This window comes from Streptomyces canus (genome assembly GCF_030815415.1).
Taxonomy (GTDB): Bacteria; Actinomycetota; Actinomycetes; order Streptomycetales; family Streptomycetaceae; genus Streptomyces; species Streptomyces canus_F.
On record NZ_JAUSWW010000001.1, the window covers coordinates 5,730,647 to 5,748,804 of the forward strand.

The 18,158-nt window shown below is 71.1% G+C and carries 20 protein-coding genes; 12 read left to right on the top strand and 8 right to left on the bottom strand.

Going from position 1 to position 18,158, the window contains the following annotated elements:
- Positions 1–106: 106 nt before the first annotated feature.
- The gene (locus QF037_RS26645; protein WP_307029339.1) at positions 107–1,297 is read right to left on the bottom strand and encodes a flavin-containing monooxygenase; all 1,191 of its coding nucleotides are present in this window, start codon (positions 1,295–1,297) and stop codon (positions 107–109) included.
- A gap of 314 nt (positions 1,298–1,611) precedes the next feature.
- On the opposite strand from QF037_RS26645, the gene QF037_RS26650 reads away from it, so the two are divergent.
- From QF037_RS26650 to QF037_RS26665, 4 genes are read left to right on the top strand one after another with little or no spacing between them, the layout of a single operon-like run.
- Positions 1,612–2,061 carry a DoxX family protein gene (locus QF037_RS26650; protein ID WP_307029341.1) on the top strand — a complete coding sequence of 150 codons (450 nt, stop codon included), beginning with the start codon at positions 1,612–1,614 and terminating at the stop codon, positions 2,059–2,061.
- Between the two features lie 15 nt (positions 2,062–2,076).
- Complete coding sequence (locus QF037_RS26655) at positions 2,077–2,469, top strand: Zn-ribbon domain-containing OB-fold protein (protein WP_307029343.1); 393 nt, start codon at positions 2,077–2,079, stop codon at positions 2,467–2,469.
- A gap of 55 nt (positions 2,470–2,524) precedes the next feature.
- Positions 2,525–3,127 (top strand): GNAT family N-acetyltransferase, encoded by a 603-nt coding sequence (locus QF037_RS26660; RefSeq protein ID WP_307029345.1) that lies wholly within the window; start codon positions 2,525–2,527, stop codon positions 3,125–3,127.
- Positions 3,124–3,993, top strand: coding sequence for a GNAT family N-acetyltransferase (locus QF037_RS26665; protein ID WP_307029347.1), 870 nt, complete (start codon positions 3,124–3,126; stop codon positions 3,991–3,993). The genes QF037_RS26660 and QF037_RS26665 overlap by 4 nt, the downstream gene beginning before the upstream one ends.
- A 15-nt stretch (positions 3,994–4,008) precedes the next feature.
- On the opposite strand, the gene QF037_RS26670 is transcribed toward QF037_RS26665, so the two are convergent.
- Both QF037_RS26670 and QF037_RS26675 read right to left on the bottom strand, forming a co-directional pair.
- Complete coding sequence (locus tag QF037_RS26670; protein ID WP_307029349.1) at positions 4,009–4,677, bottom strand: pyridoxine/pyridoxamine 5'-phosphate oxidase; 669 nt, start codon at positions 4,675–4,677, stop codon at positions 4,009–4,011.
- A 26-nt stretch (positions 4,678–4,703) separates the two neighbouring features.
- Complete coding sequence (locus QF037_RS26675; protein WP_307029351.1) at positions 4,704–5,132, bottom strand: pyridoxamine 5'-phosphate oxidase family protein; 429 nt, start codon at positions 5,130–5,132, stop codon at positions 4,704–4,706.
- 249 nt (positions 5,133–5,381) lie between these two features.
- Between QF037_RS26675 and QF037_RS26680 the strand changes: the two genes are divergently transcribed.
- Positions 5,382–6,695: a hypothetical protein gene (locus QF037_RS26680; protein WP_307029353.1), complete on the top strand. Its 1,314-nt coding sequence runs from the start codon at positions 5,382–5,384 to the stop codon at positions 6,693–6,695.
- Positions 6,696–6,714: 19 nt separating this feature from the next.
- Here QF037_RS26680 and QF037_RS26685 read toward each other — a convergent pair whose 3' ends face one another.
- Positions 6,715–7,866: a thiolase C-terminal domain-containing protein gene (locus QF037_RS26685; RefSeq protein WP_307029356.1), complete on the bottom strand. Its 1,152-nt coding sequence runs from the start codon at positions 7,864–7,866 to the stop codon at positions 6,715–6,717.
- Between the two features lie 154 nt (positions 7,867–8,020).
- On the opposite strand from QF037_RS26685, the gene QF037_RS26690 reads away from it, so the two are divergent.
- From QF037_RS26690 to QF037_RS26700, 3 genes are all read left to right on the top strand, one after another.
- Positions 8,021–9,217 (top strand): RNA-guided endonuclease InsQ/TnpB family protein, encoded by a 1,197-nt coding sequence (locus QF037_RS26690; protein WP_307029358.1) that lies wholly within the window; start codon positions 8,021–8,023, stop codon positions 9,215–9,217.
- Between the two features lie 121 nt (positions 9,218–9,338).
- Positions 9,339–10,544 (top strand): acyl-CoA dehydrogenase family protein, encoded by a 1,206-nt coding sequence (locus QF037_RS26695; RefSeq protein ID WP_307029359.1) that lies wholly within the window; start codon positions 9,339–9,341, stop codon positions 10,542–10,544.
- The gene (locus tag QF037_RS26700; protein ID WP_307029362.1) at positions 10,541–11,011 is read left to right on the top strand and encodes a nitroreductase/quinone reductase family protein; all 471 of its coding nucleotides are present in this window, start codon (positions 10,541–10,543) and stop codon (positions 11,009–11,011) included. The genes QF037_RS26695 and QF037_RS26700 overlap by 4 nt, the downstream gene beginning before the upstream one ends.
- A gap of 4 nt (positions 11,012–11,015) precedes the next feature.
- Here QF037_RS26700 and QF037_RS26705 read toward each other — a convergent pair whose 3' ends face one another.
- Positions 11,016–11,633 carry a LysE family translocator gene (locus tag QF037_RS26705; protein WP_307029364.1) on the bottom strand — a complete coding sequence of 206 codons (618 nt, stop codon included), beginning with the start codon at positions 11,631–11,633 and terminating at the stop codon, positions 11,016–11,018.
- 82 nt (positions 11,634–11,715) lie between these two features.
- On the opposite strand from QF037_RS26705, the gene QF037_RS26710 reads away from it, so the two are divergent.
- Positions 11,716–12,168, top strand: a complete 453-nt coding sequence (locus tag QF037_RS26710; RefSeq protein WP_307037381.1) for an Lrp/AsnC family transcriptional regulator — start codon at positions 11,716–11,718, stop codon at positions 12,166–12,168.
- A 78-nt stretch (positions 12,169–12,246) separates the two neighbouring features.
- Here the strand turns inward: QF037_RS26710 and QF037_RS26715 are convergent, their stop codons facing one another.
- Complete coding sequence (locus tag QF037_RS26715) at positions 12,247–12,882, bottom strand: TetR family transcriptional regulator (protein WP_046262934.1); 636 nt, start codon at positions 12,880–12,882, stop codon at positions 12,247–12,249.
- A 133-nt stretch (positions 12,883–13,015) separates the two neighbouring features.
- On the opposite strand from QF037_RS26715, the gene QF037_RS26720 reads away from it, so the two are divergent.
- The 3 genes from QF037_RS26720 (at position 13,016) to QF037_RS26730 (ending at position 16,978) form a co-directional block, all read left to right on the top strand.
- Positions 13,016–13,762 (top strand): VOC family protein, encoded by a 747-nt coding sequence (locus QF037_RS26720; protein ID WP_307029366.1) that lies wholly within the window; start codon positions 13,016–13,018, stop codon positions 13,760–13,762.
- Between the two features lie 170 nt (positions 13,763–13,932).
- On the top strand, positions 13,933–16,269 hold the full coding sequence (locus QF037_RS26725; protein WP_307029368.1) for an outer membrane protein assembly factor BamB family protein: 2,337 nt from the start codon (positions 13,933–13,935) through the stop codon (positions 16,267–16,269).
- 214 nt (positions 16,270–16,483) lie between these two features.
- Positions 16,484–16,978 carry a hypothetical protein gene (locus QF037_RS26730; protein WP_307029370.1) on the top strand — a complete coding sequence of 165 codons (495 nt, stop codon included), beginning with the start codon at positions 16,484–16,486 and terminating at the stop codon, positions 16,976–16,978.
- 1 nt (position 16,979) lies between these two features.
- Here QF037_RS26730 and QF037_RS26735 read toward each other — a convergent pair whose 3' ends face one another.
- Entirely contained in the window at positions 16,980–17,753 is a 774-nt protein-coding gene (locus QF037_RS26735; RefSeq protein ID WP_307029372.1) for an enoyl-CoA hydratase/isomerase family protein, read from the bottom strand.
- A complete protein-coding gene (locus QF037_RS26740) occupies positions 17,750–18,157 on the bottom strand; it encodes a Zn-ribbon domain-containing OB-fold protein (protein WP_307029375.1) in 408 nt (135 codons plus the stop codon). Before QF037_RS26740 ends, QF037_RS26735 begins: the two co-directional genes overlap by 4 nt.
- Position 18,158 lies beyond the last annotated feature (1 nt).

Here is an 18,158-nt window from a genome sequence, read left to right on the forward strand (position 1 = left end):
ACAGTGCTCACATTCTGGCCCCATGCGGTGGCGCCGTACAGCTCTCCGGGCACTTCTGACCCATGAGTAACGGAAGCGGTACGTCAGTGAGTTGAGGGATTCCGCGTCAGACGGGAAGTCTGGAGACCTGCCGGGCCCCGTCCTTGGCGACCGCCTTCGCGATCTTCACCGCGTCGATCGCCAGTTCCCGGAACGTGCCGCTGATCGGAGTGACGTAGCCGCTGAAGAAGAGGCCCGGGGCGTCGGCGGGGCAGCGGGCGCCGTTGACCACCGGCAGCCCCCGCGCGTCGAGGACGTCGAGGTGGCCGACGAGGTCCTCCAGGGAGCGGGCGTAGCCGGTGGCCGCGATCACGGTGTCCGGGGTGATGCGGGTGCCGTCGGCGAGGAGCACCTCGTCCTTCTCGAAGCCGTCGACGGCGGCCACGACCTCGACCTTGCCCTTGCGCACGGCGTCGATGAGGCCGACGTCCTGGACGGGGATGGCGCCCTGGCGGACCCGGGTGTAGAGGCCGGTGTCGGGGCGGGGCAGACCGTGCTCGGACAGGTCGGGCACGCTGAGCTTCGCCAGGGGCCGGGCGAGCCGGTCGACGAGCCCGACCGGCAGCCGTCGTACGAGCACCCCCGTGTACTGGGCGGCCCAGCCCGCCGTCGAGCGGCGGACGATGTGCGGGGCGGTGCGCACGGACAGCCGGACACGCCCGGCCCCGCCCTCCACCAGGTCCACGGCGATCTCGGCACCGGTGTTGCCGGCGCCGACGACCAGGACGTCCCGGCCGGCGTAGGGGTCGGCGTTGCGGTAGTCGGCGGCGTGCACGAGCTCACCGGCGTACGAGGTGAGGCCCGGCCAGTCCGGCACCAGCGGTGTGTGGTTGTAGCCGGTCGCCACGACCACCGCGGCGCCGGTCAGTTCGCGGCCGCCGGTGGCGTGCAGAAGCCAGCCGGTGCCGTCGGGGGAACGTTCGACGCGGGAGACCTCCACGCCGGTGACGATCTCCAGCTCATGGTGCTCGGCGTACTTCTCCAGGTAGCGGACGACGTCGTCGCGTGACACCCAGCGCCCGAACCGGCGCGGCATCGCGAGCCCCGGGAGCGCCGAGAGGCGGCGGGTGGTGTGCAGGTGGAGCCGGTCGTAGTGGCGCCGCCAGGACGCCCCGACACGGTCGGACTTCTCCAGCACCACGGCACGTATGCCCTGGGCCCGCAGCGCGTGGGCGACGGCGAGCCCGCCCGGACCGCCGCCGATGACGTACACGGGGCGGGCGGTGGAGGGCGCGGGGGGCGCTGCGGAGTCGGCCATGTGCGCGAGCGTAATCAGGGTTCCGGTTGATGGGTCTCGGTCAAGACCGGAATTGGTTTCGGATTGATCACGCCTGTAGGAGGAGTGGGTGGGGCTCGTGGCGTACGTCACCTGGTTGTGCGGGCGGAGTGCGCGAAAGCCGCGGCGCCGAGCGCCCGTACGTGGGGCTCGGCGCCGTGGTGGGCGGTGGCCGGGAACTCATGACGGGAAACCGGCACCGCATCCTGTGGACCTGTACGGCCGGGGGCTACCGCCTCGGGGTGGCTTAGCCGCGGTCTTCCCCGCGGGGCTTTATCTGACGTACCGTCAGATCCATGGACTCCATCTGGCTCACCGGCGCGCAATGGCTGGCCCTGCTGCGGATCGGGCTCGGGCTGTGGTGGCTGGAGAGCTGGCGGCACAAGGACAAGAAGGGCTGGTTCGAGCGGGGGACCGGCATCGCGTGGGCGGCGGACGTCGCCGCCAAGCACCGCTGGAACGCGGTCCGTTCGGGCTTCGAGACGGTGGTCGCGCCCCGGCCGCGAACGATGGCGTACATCGTCGTGTACGCGGAGTTGGCGGTGGGGCTGGGGCTGGTGGTGGGCCTGCTGACACCAGTGGCTCTGGTGGGCGGGCTGCTGCTCAACGTCCTCTACTTCACGCTGATGATCCATGACTGGGCCGAGCAGGGGCAGAACGCCATGATGGGGCTGATATCGGTGGTCGCGCTGTTCGCGATGTCCTGGCAGAAGTGGTCGCTGGACGCGGCGCTGGGCCTTTTCTGAGGGAGGGGGCTCCTGATGGACGCGCGCTTCGATGTGCCGGAGCCGGACGCTTTCACGCGCACCTACTGGGACGCGGCAGAAGAAGGACGGCTGCTCGTACGCCGCTGCGGGGCGTGCGGACGCACCCACCACTACCCCCGCGAGTTCTGCCCGCACTGCTGGAGCGAGGACGTGACGTGGGAGGCGGCGAGCGGCCGGGCCGAGCTCTACACCTGGTCCGTCGTCCACCGCAACGACCTGCCGCCCTTCGGTCAGCGCACGCCCTACGTCGCCGCGGTCGTCCAACTCGCCGAAGGACCACGGATGATGACGGAACTCGTGGACGCCCCGCCGCGGACACTGCGGGCCGGCATGGCGCTGGAGGTCGATTTCCGGCAGGGGATCCCGGTGTTCCGGCCGAGAGGATGAGATGTTCCGCCGGAGAGGGGTGATCGGCGGCCCTCCTTCCGTATTCAATGGCCCGATGGCCCATACACGTGAACGGTCCCCGAGCCACCCCGCTCCCGAACTGCTCGGCCACGGGCTGCGCCTGCGCCACTGGGACGCGGACTCCGACGCCGACGCCGAGACCTGGCTGCGCGGCCGCTCCGACCCCGAGTTCCGGCGCTGGAACACCCCCCTGAAGGCGATCGCCGACCTCGACGACGCCCGCGCCTCGCTCCGCGCGGCCGCAAAGGCCGCGGCGGACGGCGTCAGCGTCGCCTTCCGCGTCACGGACGCGAACAGCGACACGACACTGGGGCACGTCGGCGTCCACGAGATCGACCACGTCGTACGTGTCGCCCGCATCGGCTACTGGGTCCTCCCCGAGGCCCGCGGCCACCGCGTCACCGCCCGCGCCCTCACCCTCGTCGCCCGCTGGACCTTCACCGACCTCGGCCTCCACCGTCTCGAACTCGGCCACGCCCTCGGCCACGACGCGTCCTGCCGGATAGCGGAGCGCTGCGGCTTCCCCTACGAGGGGACGCTCCGGGGCGCGATGTTCGAGGCGGGACGGCAGGACGCCTTCCGGGATGTCCATCTGCACGCCCGGCTGGCCACGGATCCGGAGGTGGCGGGTCGATGAGGTGGGTGGTGATCGAGGATCTCGGTGAGTTCCTCGGCGTTGCCGGAACCTTCCTGCACTCGCGGCCGGTGCTGCACACCGTCCCGCTGACGGTGACCGAGACGCTGCGGGTGCGGGGGCCGCAGGCGTACGGGGCCGAGGCGCCGGTCTTCGGGGTGCTGGAGGGCGGGGGCGCGGTCCGGGGAGCGTGGTTCCGTACGCCGCCGTACCGGCTGACCCTCACGCCGCTCGCGGTGGCGGAGGCGGAGGAGGGGGCGATGCTGGAGGCGCTGGCCGAGCAGCTGGCGGGGCTCGGGCACGCCCTGCCGGGGATGTCCGCCGAGCAGGCGACGGCCGGTGCCTTCGCAGAGGCGTGGCAGCGGCGCACGGGCGCCAAGGCCGAGCTGCGTCAGCGCCAACAGCTCTACCGCCTGGGTGAGTTGACGCCACCGTCACCGATGCCCCAGGGGCGGGCCAGGGTCGCGGGGGCACGGGACCGCGAGCTGCTGGTGCGCTGGCACGAGGAGTTCGCGGAGGCCGTCGGGAATGTCGCCGCCGGTGACGCCGAGTCCTGGGCCGACGCCCGGATCCGCTCCGGGGGCGTGGTGCTCTGGGAGACCCCGGACGGGGCGCCCGTGTCCATGGCCGGAACGCATCCCATGGTCGCCGGGCAGGTACGGGTGGCGCCCGTCTACACGCCGGCCGGTTTCCGGGGGCAGGGGTACGCGGGAGCCGCGACGGTGGCGGCGAGCCGGGGGGCGCTGGCGGCCGGGGCCGAGGACGTACTGCTGTTCACGGACCTGGCGAACAGCACGAGCAACGGGCTGTACCGGAGGGTGGGGTACCGGGGGGTGGCCGAGTTCGAGGTGTACGACTTCCTGGGCTGACCCCGGCGCGTTCTCTCACGGCCAGAGCAGAGTCGACGTCCATCCCTGCTCTCCCGTACGGCGGTACGTCAGCCGCACATGGCGTCGCCGGGCGTCTCCCTGGAAGAACTCCACCTCCTGTGGGGCCAGGCGGTACAGGGTCCACGTCGGGACCGGGGCGTCCGGTCGGGACTGGGCCTCGGTCCAGGCTGTCTCGGAGGCCTCGGCCAACTCCTCCAGGGAGCCCAGGACCTCGCTCTGGTGGCCGGTGAGCGCGGCGGCCAGGGCGCCCGTCGAGCGGGCGTGGAGGTCGGCCTGGCCCTCCTGGGCGGGGGCCGCGGTGACCGGGCCGCGGACGCGGACCTGGCGGCCCAGAGTCGGCCAGTAGAAGCCGAGGGCGGCGTAGGGGCGGGCGGCGAGGTGGTGGCCCTTGCGGCTGGTGACGTGGGTGGCGAAGGTCCAGCCCGTGGTGTCGGCGCCGTGCAGCATCACCGTGCGCACGTCCGGGTGGCCGGCCTCGTCCGAGGTGGCCAGGGACATCGTGTGCGGTTCGGGCTGGCCCGCCGCCACCGCCTCCGCGAACCACTCCGTGAAGAGGGGGAGCGGTTCGGCGGGGGCGGTGGCCGGGTCGAAGGGGGGCAGGGTGGTGGCCTCGGGGGCCCATACCCGCAGTGATCTCAGGAGTGCGTGAAGATCTGTTCCCATAACCCGATTCTCACCCGGGGTGCCGTCTACAACGAACCGATGTCGGATGACACCCAGCGCTCCGGGCGCAGCCGGATGATCACCTGCTCGCCGTGGTTCTTCCAGGCGAAGTCGACGTACGCCTCCACCTTCTCGGGCGGCAGGTAGCGCGCGGAGATCTCCCGGAGCAGTTCGATCGTGGCGGGGGTGGTGTCGAGGACCGGGCCCTCCACCGACACGTACTTCAGCTTCGGCTCGACCGTGTCCACCATGAGGGAGAAGCGGCCCGCCGCCTCGATCAGCCGCTGCTTGCGGGAGCCGAGGCCGGTGAGGATCCAGATGTCGCCGCCGGGCTCGTACTGGTACCAGATCGGCACGGAGAGCGGCGCCCGTCCCTCTCCGGCGTCCACCGACAGCGCGGCCACATGGGGTTCGGCCAGGAATTGCTCGCGTTCCAACCGGGTCAGGGCGGTCATACGGTCTCCTCCAGAGGTGTGCGGCTGCCTCACGACGTCACCGTTCCGGTACGCCACAACACCGGCTGCGGGGGCGGATGTTCCCGTCCGGTGCGGGTACGTCGAAGGGCGCGGCGGCAGTACGTTGATCTCCGGACCGGAGAGGGAGAGCGGGAACGCTGTGCACACCGAACTGACGTGGTTCACGTCGAGCGACAGCGCCGACGAAGGCGCCGCCTGCCTCGGCACGGCCCCCGCCCCCACCGTCCGTTGAGGCGCCTGGCCGCGGCGGTCCTCCTCGCCGCCTCCCTCACCGCGTGCGCCGGCGACGGCGAAGAGCCGCCGTCCCTCACCGCACCCGCGGTCTTCTACCTCCGCCCTCAGGGCGACAAGGCCGGCGTGCAGGACAAGATGCCGTACGAGCTCAAGGCCGAGGACGGTGACGAGCCCGGCGTCCGGACGCTCGCCGCGGATGTGCCCAAGGACGCGCGGGACACGGTCGTGATCCGCAAGTACGGGGGGTGTAAAGGCAGTTCGGCACATGTGACGTGTGAGGTCGACGGCGACTACAGCAACTGGGCCGACGCGCCCCGCGCCAAGGTGGTGGCGGCCGAGGGGGCCGAGGTCGGGGACTCGGCGATCGTGACCTACACGTACACCACGAAGGACGGGAAGAAGCTCACCGCGAGGACCCGGTTCGTCGTGGGGGAGCCGGTGGTGGAGGCGCTGGCGCCCGAGTACGAGAAGGACGGGCCGCGGCCCGGGGCCGAGCTGACCGACTCCGTCGTCGTGCGGAACACCGGTGAGGTGCCGGTGCGCGGGCTGGGGCTGGAACTGTCCGCGAGTAACGGGGGGTTCGCGGAGAAGTACTCCAACTGCCGTTACCCGAGCTTCAGTCGTGGGTACCGTGCCGTCTGCGAATTCCCCGGGTTGACCATCGACCCCGGGCAGACCGTCACCCTCCGGCCCGCGATACGGCTGCGTACGAAGAAGTCGGACATGTACGTCTCCTACGGCAAGGATGTCTGGGCGCTGGACATGGGGCCGGGGCACTACAAGACCTCCCCGAAGGGCGGCGACTTCGGCGACGGCCCGGAGCTCCGGCCCGAGACGGTCGAGGCCGTCAAGGGGCCCTACGTCGGGGGCGGCGGGAGTACGTACGTCGTGCTCGACTCCTACGCCGACTACGAGGTCTCCGATGTGACCCTGGTCGGCGAACCCGGCGACCGGCGCACCTTCGAGATCACGGTCCGCAACAACGGCCCCGCCGACGCCGGTGCCGCGGCCGAGCTGGTGTTCAGCCCGCCCTTCGGGACGGCCATGGTGAAGCAGCCCATGGAGGAGATCGACGAAGACGTCTACCAGGAGTACTGCGAGAGCAACGGGTTCGCGTACACCTGCGCAGTCGGAGATCTCGACCCCGGCGACTCCCGCTCCTTCGAGTTCACCATGACCCTCGGCGAACCGGGCGAGGGCACCCTGTCCCTGGAGGAGCCGGACCCGACCGGCCCCTGGGACGTCGGCCGCCGGGACCCGGATCCGGACAACGACGAGGCCGTCATCAGGGTCCCGGGCGAGCGGTAGGCGGTGTCCGGCGCCCGGCTCACCCCCGGCCCAGGATCACCGTCCCCGACGAGCAGAACCAGCCTCCCGTGCCGGATGCCACGGCCAGCCGGGGCAAGCCGCCATCCCTGGCCCGTACTTGGCGTGCGCCTGTCTCGCCGCGCAGCTGTCGCACCGCCTCGACCAGGAGGAACAGGCCCCGCATCCCCGGGTGCTGGGCCGACAGGCCGCCCCCGTCCGTGTTCACCGGCAGCGTGCGGGACTGCACGAACGCCCCGCCTTCCCCCTTCTTGCAGAAGCCCAGGTCCTCCAGCGTCACCAGCGTCATGTAGGTGAAGGCGTCGTAGATCTCGGCGAGGTCGATCTCCTCCGGGCGCACCCCCGCCCTCTCGAACGCCAGACGTCCGCTCACCGCCGCCGGCGACACCGTGAAGTCGGGCCACTCCGACATCGTGGCGTGCGAGAGGTGTTCCCCGGTGCCGAGGACCCAGACGGGGGCGGTGCGGCAGTCGGGTACGTACTCCTCCGCCGCCAGCAGGACCGCCGCCCCGCCGTCCGAGCGGATGCAGCAGTGCAGCTTGGTGAAGGGGTCCGCGATCATCGGGCCGGACATCACGTCGTCCACGGTGATCGGGGTGCGGAACATCGCCTCCGGGTTGAGGGCCGCGTTCGCCCTTGCCTGGACCGCGACCTCCGCCAACTGCTCGATCGTCGTGCCGTGTTCGATCATGTGGCGACGGGCTGCCATCGCGTACTTGGCGATCAGCGTGTGGCCGTAGGGGACTTCGAACTGGAGGGGGCCGCGGGCGCCGAAGGAGAGGTTGCCGGTGCGCCTGCCCGCCTTGATGTCCGCCCGCGCCGTCGAGCCGTAGACCAGGAGGACCGCGTTCGCATGGCCCGCCGCTATCGCGTCCGTGGCGTGGGCCGCCATGACCTCCCAGGTCGAGCCGCCCACCGAGGTGGAGTCCGTCCAGGTGGGGCGCAGGCCCAGATACTCCGCCACCTCCACCGGGGCCAGCACCCCCGTGCCCGCCGAGGCGAGGCCGTCCACCAGCGACCTGTCGAGTCCCGCGTCCGCCAGGGCCCGGCGGGCGGCCTGGGCGTGCAGGGTGTACGGCGTCGCGTCGTCCACGCGGCCGCAGTCGGAGAGGGACACACCGACCACTGCGACTTTCCGGGTTCCGGCCGTCATCGGGACTCCTTCGTGGATACCCCCACCTTTAGGTGGGGGAGGAAACGAAGCTCCTGCGGAGCAGGGCAACGGGCTGCGATTCGCCCCTTGGGCGGACCGCAGTGCTCTGACCCGCAGGTTTGATCTTTACAGGACTGCGGTCTAGTTTGTGACCGTGACCACGACCGGCGTGAAGCGGGCGTTCAAGTGCCGCTTCTATCCGACCGATGCGCAGGCAGCCGAGCTGTCGCGCACGTTCGGGTGCGTCCGGAAGGTCTACAACCTTGCCCTGGCCGCGAGGTCGGAGGCGTTCACGCGTCAGGAGCGGGTCAACTACAACCAGACCTCGGCAATGCTCACGGCGTGGAAGAAGACCGAGGAGCTGGCCTTCCTCTGCGAGGTCTCCAGCGTCCCGTTGCAGCAGACACTTCGGCACTTGCAGACGGCGTACTCCAACTTCTTCGCCAGGCGGGCCAAGTACCCACGCTTCAAGTCGAAGAAGAAGTCCCGCAAGTCCGCCGAGTACACGTCCTCCGCATTCCGGTTCCGGGATGGCAAGCTCACCCTCGCCAAGATGACGGAACCGCTGGACATTGTCTGGTCCCGGCCTCTTCCCGAGGGCACGGTGCCATCCACGGTAACGGTGTCGCAGGACGCGGCCGGGCGCTGGTTCGTGTCGATGCTGTGCGACGACATGTCCGTCGAGCCGCTGCCCGTACTGGACACCGCTGTCGGCATCGACGCCGGTATCACCAGCCTCCTGACCCTCTCGACCGGCGAGAAGATCACCAACCTCAAATGCGAGCGGGTCGACCGACGCCGCCTGGCCAAAGCTCAGAAGAACCTGGCCCGCAAGGCCAAGGGTGACGGCACGAACCGGCGCAAGGCCCGCATCAAGGTCGCGAAGGTCTATGCCCGGATCGCCGACCGGCGCCGGGACCACCTGCACAAGATCACCACTCGGCTCGTTCGTGAAAACCAAACGATCGTGATCGAGGACCTGACCGTGCGCAACATGGTCAAGAACCACAGTCTGGCCCGCGCCATCAGTGACGCGGCCTGGCGCGAGATGCGCACCATGCTGGAGTACAAGGCCCAGTGGTACGGACGGGAACTGATCACCATCGACCGGTGGTTCCCATCGTCCAAACTGTGCTCCGCCTGCGGCACCATCGCATCGAAGATGCCCCTGCATGTCCGTGAGTGGACGTGCGACTGCGGCACGACCCACGACCGGGACGTGAACGCGGCGAAGAATATTCTGGCGGTCGGGCTGACCGCATCTGTCTGTGGAGCTGGTGTAAGACCTCAACGGAGTTCTCCGGGCGGGCAGTCGGCGACGAAGCAGAAACACCCACGGCGCGAGCCGTAGGAATCCCCTCCCTTTAGGGAGGGGAGGATGTCAAGAATGGTCTCTCCCTCTGTCTGTCTGTCCATATCGACCCGCCGCTCCTAATATGACGGACCGTCAGATCCGGAGGGAAGGGGTCGCCATGGACGCCGGCTTCACCACCGAGCAGGAGGAGATCCGCCGTACCCTGCGCGAACTCCTGCACAAGCGGTGCGGGGCCCAGGAGGCGCGGGCCGCCGTCGACCGTCCGCAGGGGTACGACGCCGGGTTGTGGGCCACCCTCTCCGAGCAGCTCGGACTGCCCGGACTCGCCCTTCCCGAGCGGTACGGGGGCGCGGGCTGCTCCGCCACCGAACTCGCCCTCGCGGGAGAGGAGACGGGACGGGTCCTGGCTCCCTCCCCCCTGCTCGCCACCGCCGTCCTCGCCGCCCCGCTCGTCCTCGCGACCGGGACAAAGGCCCAGCGGGCCGAACTGCTGCCCCGGATCGCCGACGGCACGCTCACCGCCGCCCTCGCCGCGCCCGCCGCCGGTCTCGCACTCACCGGGGACAACGGCGGGGACTGGGCGGGGGGCGGGCGCGCGGGGGGCGTACAGGCTCGACGGGGCCATGGCGGAGGTGCTGACGGAGAGGGGGGCGGCTGGCGGTTGTACGGGGAGATCGAGCACGTTCTCGACGGGCACTCGGCCGGGATGCTGCTCGTCGCCGCGCACACCGGCGGGTTCGCCCGGTCCCGCACCCTTGTCTTCCTCGTCCCCGCGGACGCCGACGGGCTCGTGCGGGTACGGCAGACCGCCCTCGACGCCACCCGCCCGCTCGCCCGGCTCCAACTGCGGAACGTGCAGGCCCGGTTGCTGGGCGACGAGAGTGGCGACGGGCTGGGCGCGCTGGCCCGGCTCGGGGACTTCGCCGCCGCCTTCCTCGCCTGCGAGGCCGTCGGGGCGGCCGACCGGGTGCTGGAGCGGACCGTCGAGTACGTGAAGCAGCGGGAGCAGTTCGGGCGGGCCATCGGATCGTTCCAGGCGGTCAAGCATCGGCTGGCCGATGTGTATGTGCAGGTGCAGGCGGCGCGTTCGGCGGCGTACTACGCGGCCTGGGCCACCGTGCACGGGGAGCGGGTGGGCGGGCTCGCCCTGGCTCAGGGGCTGGAGGCGCTGCGCGCGGCCGCCGGTGAAGCAATCCAGTTGCACGGGGGCATCGGCTTCACCTGGGAGCACGACGTCCAGCGGTATTTCAAGCGGGCCGCCGGCGACGAGCTGCTGTTCGGGCCGGTGCACCGGCTGCGGGCGCACGCGGCCGACGCGGCGCGGCTCTTCGAGGTGGCCGGGCAGCCGGAGGTGGCGGTGTGATCGGGGAACGCGCGGTACAGAGGATCTCGTCCACGCGGGGGTTCGCCAAGGTCGCCCCGCATGTCATTCCGGTGCTGGACCGGGCCGTGCACCGGCTCACGCGCGGGAAGATCATCCTCAGCGCGCAGATGCTGCCGGGCGTGATCCTGACGTCCGTCGGCGCGCGCAGTGGGCTGACGCGTCGTACGCCGCTTGCCTGTATGCCCGAGGAGGGCGGGCGGAGCTGGATTCTCATCGGGTCCAACTTCGGGCGGGACGGGCATCCCGCCTGGACCGCCAACCTGATGGCCCGTCCCGACGCCCGGATCAGCTGGAAGGGCGCCGACATCGCCGTGACGGCCCATCTGCTGGAAGGGGAGGAGAGGGCCGCCGTATGGAAGGCGGCGCTGGCCTTCTGGCCGCCGTACGCGACGTATCAGGCCCGGATCGAGCGGGAGATACGGCTGTTCCGGATCGTACGGAAGTGATCTCCTAGAGCGTCGCCAGGCGCTGGACCAGCAGGAACGCGCCGATTCCCAGCATCGCGGCGCCCGAGGTACGGGTGACCGCGCGGGCCGCTGCCGGGCGGGCGCCCAGGACCGCGCGGGCCGCGAGGCCGACCGTCAGATAGACGGCGGCGCAGCACGCCATGTGCAGGACGCCGAGGGCGGCGGTCTGGACGGGTACGGGGGCGCCCGTCGGGTCAAGGAACTGCGGCAGGACCGAGAGGTAGAGCAGCAGCCCCTTGGGGTTCAGGCCGCTGATCGTCGCGCCCCGCAGGAAGACACGGGCGTCGGAGGCCGCCACGGGCCCTTCCGTGGCGCCGGGGACGCCCGGCCTGCGCAGCACGCTCCACCCCAGCCACACCAGGTACCCGGCCCCGGCCACCGTCAGCGCGGTCAGCAGACCGGGCTCCCCGGCCATCAGCACCGCCAGGCCCGCCACCGCGAGTGCCGTGTGCAGCGCGTACCCGGACACCAGGCCGCCCACCGCCCACGCCACCGAGCGTCCACGCAGACCCGCGGATATCGCGTACGCCCAGTCGGCGCCCGGCACGCAGACCAGCAGGAGGTCCACGGCGAGGAAGGAGATGACGGTTCCCGAGTTCATGGAGGGGACATTAGGCGTGAATGGCCCGAAAGTGTTTCTGAAGTTTGCCCTTGATCGGATGTTCTGGGGGAAGATCTCCCTCATGGACGACGTGGACCGGAAAATTCTTGCCGAGCTCCAGCAGGACGGGCGGCTGACCGTGACCGAGCTGGCGGCACGGGTGCGGCTCAGCGTCTCGCCCTGCCATCGGCGGCTGCGGGAGCTGGAGCGGGCCGGCGCCATCAGCGGGTACCGGGCGGTCGTGGAGCCCTCGGCCGTCGGGCTGAACTTCGAGGCGCTCGTCTTCGTCACCATGCGGCAGGAGGACCGGGACACCGTCGCCGGGTTCGAGCGGGCGCTGACGGAGGTGGAGGGCGTGCAGGAGGCGCAGCGGCTGTTCGGGGAGCCGGACTATCTGCTGCGGGTGGTCGCGGCGGACCTCACGGCCTATCAACGGCTGTACGACGAGCGGCTGGCCACGCTGCCGGGGGTGCAGCGGCTGACGTCCACGCTGGTGATGAAGCACGTCGTGAAGGACCGGCCCCTACCGGCATGAAAACACGGCAGGCGGCGGCTCACCCGTGTGAACCACCGCCCGCCTGACAGGACTTGGTGCCTGGAAAAAGATTGCCGGTTACTTGGTCGGCTTCTTTCCGGTCACACCCAGATGCACCAACAGCGCCAGGTTCGGCTTCAGTTCAGCCTGTTTGACGCCCCATGTCTGGAAGCCCTTCTGGTGCGAGGCGACCGCCGCGAGCATCGCGACCAGTGAACCGGCGACCGCCGCCGGGTTCACGTCCTTGTCGACCTTGCCCTTGGCCTGCAACTCGGCGACCGAGTCGGACAGGGAGTTGTTCACGGAGTTCAGGATCTTCATACGGAGCTTGTAGAACCGCTTGTCGCCCTCGGCGGCGCCGAGGTCGACGACCCTGAGAATCGCGTCGTTCCTGCGCCAGAACTCGAGAAAACCGTCCACAAGTTCCTGCGCCGTCTGCCAGCCCGCCTTGCCGACCCAGGATCTGCCCTCGAGCAGCTGGGTCAACTGGCCGCCCTCGGTGGCCATTTGCTCGGCGATCTCCAGGACGGCGCCCTCGACGTCCGGGAAGTACTGGTAGAAGGTCGCGGGCGAAGTGCCCGCTTTCCGGGCGACATCGATGACTTTGACGTCCCGGTAAGGGGAGGAGCTGAGCATCTCGCTGAGGCAGTCGAGCAGCTTCTGCCGGGTCGCCTGCCCACGCCGGCCGGCCACGCGGCCGTCGACGGTACGCACTTGTCCTGTCATGCCGTCAGCTTACCGAGGGGGGATCGGAGCGCGATTCGGCCGACTGCAAATGGGGTGCGAGGGCACTTCGGGACTGGTGCGCTGGTCTGCGCGCTGCGTGAGTCGCCGCTAGTTTGGCGGTATGGCCGAAAACAGGGCATCCGCGTACGGAGAGGGCGTCCCGTGCTGGGTGGACGCGCAGCTTCCCGACGTGGAGGCGGGCAAGCGGTTCTACGGTGAGCTCTTCGGATGGACCTTCGAGGAGCAGCGGTACGGCGGGGCCGTATGGGCCCTGAAGGAGGGCGAGCCCGTCGCCGCGCTCGCGCACAAGACGGACGGGCGGATGCCCACCGTCTGGACGGTGTACTTCGCGACCCCGGACGTCGAGGGCCTCGCCGACCGGGTCTGGGCCGCCGGCGGACAGGTCGTCACCGCCCCCATGCCGGTCGGCGACCTGGGCACCAGCGCCCTGGTCACCGACCCGGACGGCGCCGTCTTCGGTCTGTGGGAGCCGGACTCCCACACCGGTTTCGGCGTACGGCACGAGCCGGGCACCTTCGTCTGGGCCGAGCTGTACGCCCGGGACACCGAGGGCGCCAACACCTTCTACGGCGGGCTGTTCCACGACGCCCTGTTCGGACCGGACGCGAGGCCCGATTTCGGCCGCGCCCCCGTCTCCGACGTCTTTCCGGCCGAGATGCCGCCCCACTTCCTCGTCCACTTCGGAGTCGAGGACTGTGAGGCCGTTCTCGGGACGGTGAACCGGCTCGGCGGGCGGGTCCAGGCTCCACCCTTCGAGACGTCGTACGGCAAAGTCGCCGTCGTCACCGACAATCAGGGGGCGTCGTTCGCCGTACTGGAACGTCTCGACGGCCGACCGGGGTGGTGAAAAGCACCGGTTCGGCGTGAGACATCCCGATTTGCAACCGGGTTCGCAACCTGCGCCTCGGCCAGGAAGAATCAGGGTGCGTGCCGCCATGGCGGGTGCGGTGGTGAGACGCTGCACGGGGTCGCGTGCATAAGGGTGTGACGCGGCCCGTACGGGGAGGTGGCAGGCAAGTGGTGGATCAGCTGACACAGCACGATCCGCGGCGGATCGGGCCGTTCGAGGTGCTGGGACGGCTGGGCGCCGGCGGCATGGGGCTGGTCTATCTCGCGCGCTCGGCGTCCGGCCGGCGCGTGGCGATCAAGACGGTCCGTACGGAACTCGCCGAGGACCAGCTGTTCCGCGTCCGCTTCTCGCGCGAGGTGGAGGCGGCCCGCGCGGTCTCCGGCTTCTACACGGCGGCCGTCGTCGACGCCGACGCCCGCGCCGCCGTGCCCTGGCTGGCCACCGCGTACGTCCCCGCACCCTCCCTCGAAGAGATAGTGAACGAGTGCGGGCCGATGCCGGCCCAGGCGGTGCGCTGGCTCGCGGCCGGCGTCGCGGAGGCGCTGCAGTCGATCCACGGGGCGGGCCTCGTCCACCGCGACCTCAAGCCGTCCAACGTGCTGGTCGTCGAGGACGGCCCCCGGGTGATCGACTTCGGTATCGCCTCCGGTGTATCGAACACCCGTCTGACCATGACCAATGTGGCGGTGGGCACCCCCGCCTACATGTCGCCGGAGCAGGCCAAGGACTCCCGCAGCGTCACCGGCGCGAGCGACGTCTTCTCGCTCGGCTCCATGCTGGTCTTCGCCGCCACCGGCCACCCGCCCTTCCACGGCGCCAACCCGGTCGAGACGGTCTTCATGCTGCTCCGCGAGGGCCCGGACCTCGAAGGCCTCCCGGACGAACTCCGTCCGCTCATCGAGTCCTGTATGCAGATGGACGCCACCGGCCGCCCCAACCCGGCCGACCTCCAGTCCCAGCTCGCCCCGCACCTCTTCGGCTCCGGCTCCGACGACAGCGGTACGGCGTCGGCCTGGCTGCCCGAGCGGGCCGTGGGCCTGATCGAGGCGCGCCGCAACGGACGCCCGGCCGTCAAGCCGGGCCCTGGCGGCCGCAGCGGCGGAGGCCGGGTCGCCCCCGTACCCCCGCCGCCCTCCCACGACCCCGCCCCCGTATCCGTCGGCGCCCCCGACACCGGCCCGGTGCGGCTGGCGGGCGCCCAGGTGCCCATCGGGCCCGGACCGCGCGTCTCCGACGCCCGCGCCGCCGCCGTGAAGGCGCCGCCGCCGGAGGCCGGCCTGGTCGCCAGCTGGTCCAAGCCGCGCCCCGGCGTCAACGGCACGGACGCCGCCGTGGGCCCCGCCGTACCCGCACCGCCCGCCCAGGAGCCGGGCGGCGGCTGGCGGCCGTGGCGTTTCCGCATGTCGAACGATGTGTGGGGGACCCCCTCCGTCGCCGACGACCTCGTCTACGTCACCTCCTTCGAGGTGCACGCCCTCGATGTGGCCACCGGCCGCCGCCGCTTCAAGACCCGGGACGTCGCCTGGTCGATGGCGGTCGCGGACGGCCGTATCCACGCCTCCGACGGTCCCACCCTGTTCGCCCTGGAGGCCCGCGAGGGCGCCGACCTGTGGCGGATCCAGACGGACGCCTGGGTGTACTCCCTCAAGGCCGACCGGGGCACGGTCGTCACCGGCAGCCGTGGCGGCGGTGTCCAGGGCTGGGAGGCCTCGGGCGGCCAGAAACTGTGGGAGCTCACCGGGGCGCAGACGGACTTCGAGACCCCGGAGGCCGGTCCGGCACTGCACGACGGCACGGTGTACGTCTGGCAGGACGCCCGGCTGCGCGCCCTGGACGCCCGCACCGGCGACGAGCGCTGGTCCTACCCCATCGGCGACGCGGCCTCCTGCGGCGGCGTACCGGTCCGGGTGACACAGGCGCCCGACGGCTATGTGTACGTCTCGGCCGGCACCCGGGTGCTCGCGCTGGACGTCGCGAACGGCCATGTGAAGTGGCACTTCGAGGCCCCGGCGGTCTTCCTCTGCCCGCCCGCCTTCGTGCCGGGCCCGGCCGTGACCGGCGGTGGCGTCTACCTGGCCGACTATCTCGGCACGGTCTACGCCCTCGACGCCGCCGACGGCCGCGACCGCTGGCGCATCGCCACCGAGGCCCGCGCCTCGATCGAGCCGGTGCTGGTGGTGGCGGGGCATGTGCACGTCGGCAGCGGCAAGGGTCTCTACACCCTGGACGCGGTCACCGGCACGCCCAAGTGGCGCTTCCAGGCGGGCGGCGACATCGTGGGCGCGCCCGCGGTGGCGGAGGGCCGCATCCACTTCGGCTCCACGGACCACCTGCTGTACACCCTGAAGGCCGACGACGGCCGGCTGCGCTGGAAGCTGGCGACCGGCGGCGAGATCACCGGCGCCCCGGTCGTGAAGGACGGCGTCGTGTACGCGTGCAGCAAGGACCGCTGCGTGTACGCGCTGGACGCGGAGAAGGGAACGGGGACGGCCAGGACCGCGTAGGCGGCTCTCGCGGCCGGGACGGCCGTCGTACCGGGCGCTCGGAAGGGGTTCCGGACGGCGGCCGCCGATGCGGGGAGCGGGTTCCTTGTTCCTTCACCGCTCTCACACAGACGCTACGCCCGGGGCCGGACGGACGCTGTGCGACGGCTGTTAGCCTGACGTGCTCACGATCATGACAGTGCCTTTCGGGGCTTTTGACAACGGGGGATCAGCAGTGAAGCTTCGCCATGTCCGTCAGGTGGCCGTCGTCGTCGGGGTGGTCGTCGCCCTGACCGGTGCCCGGCACTCGTCCGGTGGGGGCTGCTTCGGCGGCAGCTCGAACTCCCACGGTTCTTCGAGCAGTTCGACCGGCGGCAGCGGCAGCCACCACGATGATGACGACGACGACTCCGGTTCGGTCCCCGGGGGCGGCGGCGTCGAGTCGAGCTCCCTGGGCGAGGCGACCCAGGATCTGAGGATCGAGGAGTGCGAGGTCGAGGGCCAGACCCTCACCGCCGACGTCCGCGCCACCAACAGCAGCACGAGCGAGACGTACTCCTACATGTTCCAGGTGGCCTTCAAGGACGCCGCCGGGACGACGGTCGCGACCGAGAGCAGCGGGATCTTCTCCGTCGCCGCGGGCGCCACCGACTCCGCCGTCGTCACCGCGAGCACCACGGTGACCGACGGCACCTGCGAGCTGGTGGACCCGCAGCGCGTGGCCGGATAGCTCAGCGCGTCCTGAACTCCGGGCGGCGGGCGGCGAACAGCTCCGCCTGCCGCTCGTCCGGCAGGTTCCCGAGCGAGATGAGATGCGGGGCCTGCGCGAAGCCGGCGGCCAGAGCGGCCTCCCTGGCCGCCCACAGGGCGCGGACGGTGCCCTGCACCCCCTCGGTCGGATACCCGGCGATGACGGCGGCGCACTCCACCGCCGCCTCCAACGCGGCGCCGGGCTCGGTGAGTTCGCAGACCAGCCCGGTCTCGTGGGCCCGCCGCGCGGAGATCCGCTCGGCCGTCCCCATGAGCATCATCCGGGCGACCTCGCCGTACGGCATCCGCTGCGCCATGAGGACCGACTCGTACGCGCTGACCATGCCGTACGTCGTGTGCGGATCGAAGAACGTCGCGGTGGTGTCGGCGATGACGAACTCGCTCTCGCCGAGCAGGTAGAAGGCGCCTCCGCAGGCCATTCCCCGTACGGCGGCGACGACGGGCTTCCAGAGGTCGTTGGCCTTGGGCCCGACACGGAGGAGCGGATCGTCGGCCATATAGGGGGAGTCGGGCTGCGGAACCTCCGCGTCCCGGTCCAGCCCGGTGCAGAAGGCACGCTCGCCCGCCCCGGTGAGGACGACCGCCCGCACGGAGTCGTCGAACCGCAACTCCCGCCACGCCCCCACGAGTGCGTCCCGCAGGGCGAGATCGATCGCGTTGAGCCGGTGCGGCCGGTCGAGCGTGACGACGGCGACGCCGGAGTCCTTGTCGACGGCGACCCGCAGGCCGCTCACGACAGCACCCACTGCGGAAGCCCGCCGGAGAACACCACGTGCACCCGGGCGCCGATCCGGATCCGGCCCGGATCAAGGGAGTTGAGCGGTGCCCCGGCCGAGCTGACCAGGTTGCCGACGAGACGGATGCGGGGGTGGTCGGCGAGTTCGACGACGACCACGTTGTACGGCGCCTGCGCCGCGTAGTCCGGAAGGAGCGGGGGGTGGGGGACGACGTAGGACCAGATGCGGCCGTGGCCGGACACGGGCCGCCACTCGGTCTCGAAGGACTGGCAGTGCGGGCAGCACGGCCGGGGCGGGAAGCGGGGTTCGCCGCAGTCGGCGCAGGTCTGGACCCTGAGCTCGCCCTGGGCGGCGTAGCGCCAGAAGGGGGCGCCGTCGGAGTCGGTGACGGGGGTGAGCATG

Excerpts from the sequence above, each read along its gene's own strand:
- QF037_RS26645 (WP_307029339.1), bottom strand. The coding sequence starts at position 1,297 with ATGGCCGACTCCGCAGCGCCCCCCGCGCCCTCCACCGCCCGCCCCGTG.
- QF037_RS26650 (WP_307029341.1), top strand. The coding sequence starts at position 1,612 with ATGGACTCCATCTGGCTCACCGGCGCGCAATGGCTGGCCCTGCTGCGG.
- QF037_RS26655 (WP_307029343.1), top strand. The coding sequence starts at position 2,077 with ATGGACGCGCGCTTCGATGTGCCGGAGCCGGACGCTTTCACGCGCACC.
- QF037_RS26660 (WP_307029345.1), top strand. The coding sequence starts at position 2,525 with ATGGCCCATACACGTGAACGGTCCCCGAGCCACCCCGCTCCCGAACTG.
- QF037_RS26665 (WP_307029347.1), top strand. The coding sequence starts at position 3,124 with ATGAGGTGGGTGGTGATCGAGGATCTCGGTGAGTTCCTCGGCGTTGCC.
- QF037_RS26670 (WP_307029349.1), bottom strand. The coding sequence starts at position 4,677 with ATGGGAACAGATCTTCACGCACTCCTGAGATCACTGCGGGTATGGGCC.
- QF037_RS26675 (WP_307029351.1), bottom strand. The coding sequence starts at position 5,132 with ATGACCGCCCTGACCCGGTTGGAACGCGAGCAATTCCTGGCCGAACCC.
- QF037_RS26685 (WP_307029356.1), bottom strand. The coding sequence starts at position 7,866 with ATGACGGCCGGAACCCGGAAAGTCGCAGTGGTCGGTGTGTCCCTCTCC.
- QF037_RS26695 (WP_307029359.1), top strand. The coding sequence starts at position 9,339 with ATGGACGCCGGCTTCACCACCGAGCAGGAGGAGATCCGCCGTACCCTG.
- QF037_RS26705 (WP_307029364.1), bottom strand. The coding sequence starts at position 11,633 with ATGAACTCGGGAACCGTCATCTCCTTCCTCGCCGTGGACCTCCTGCTG.
- QF037_RS26710 (WP_307037381.1), top strand. The coding sequence starts at position 11,716 with ATGGACGACGTGGACCGGAAAATTCTTGCCGAGCTCCAGCAGGACGGG.
- QF037_RS26720 (WP_307029366.1), top strand. The coding sequence starts at position 13,016 with ATGGCCGAAAACAGGGCATCCGCGTACGGAGAGGGCGTCCCGTGCTGG.
- QF037_RS26740 (WP_307029375.1), bottom strand. The coding sequence starts at position 18,157 with ATGCTCACCCCCGTCACCGACTCCGACGGCGCCCCCTTCTGGCGCTAC.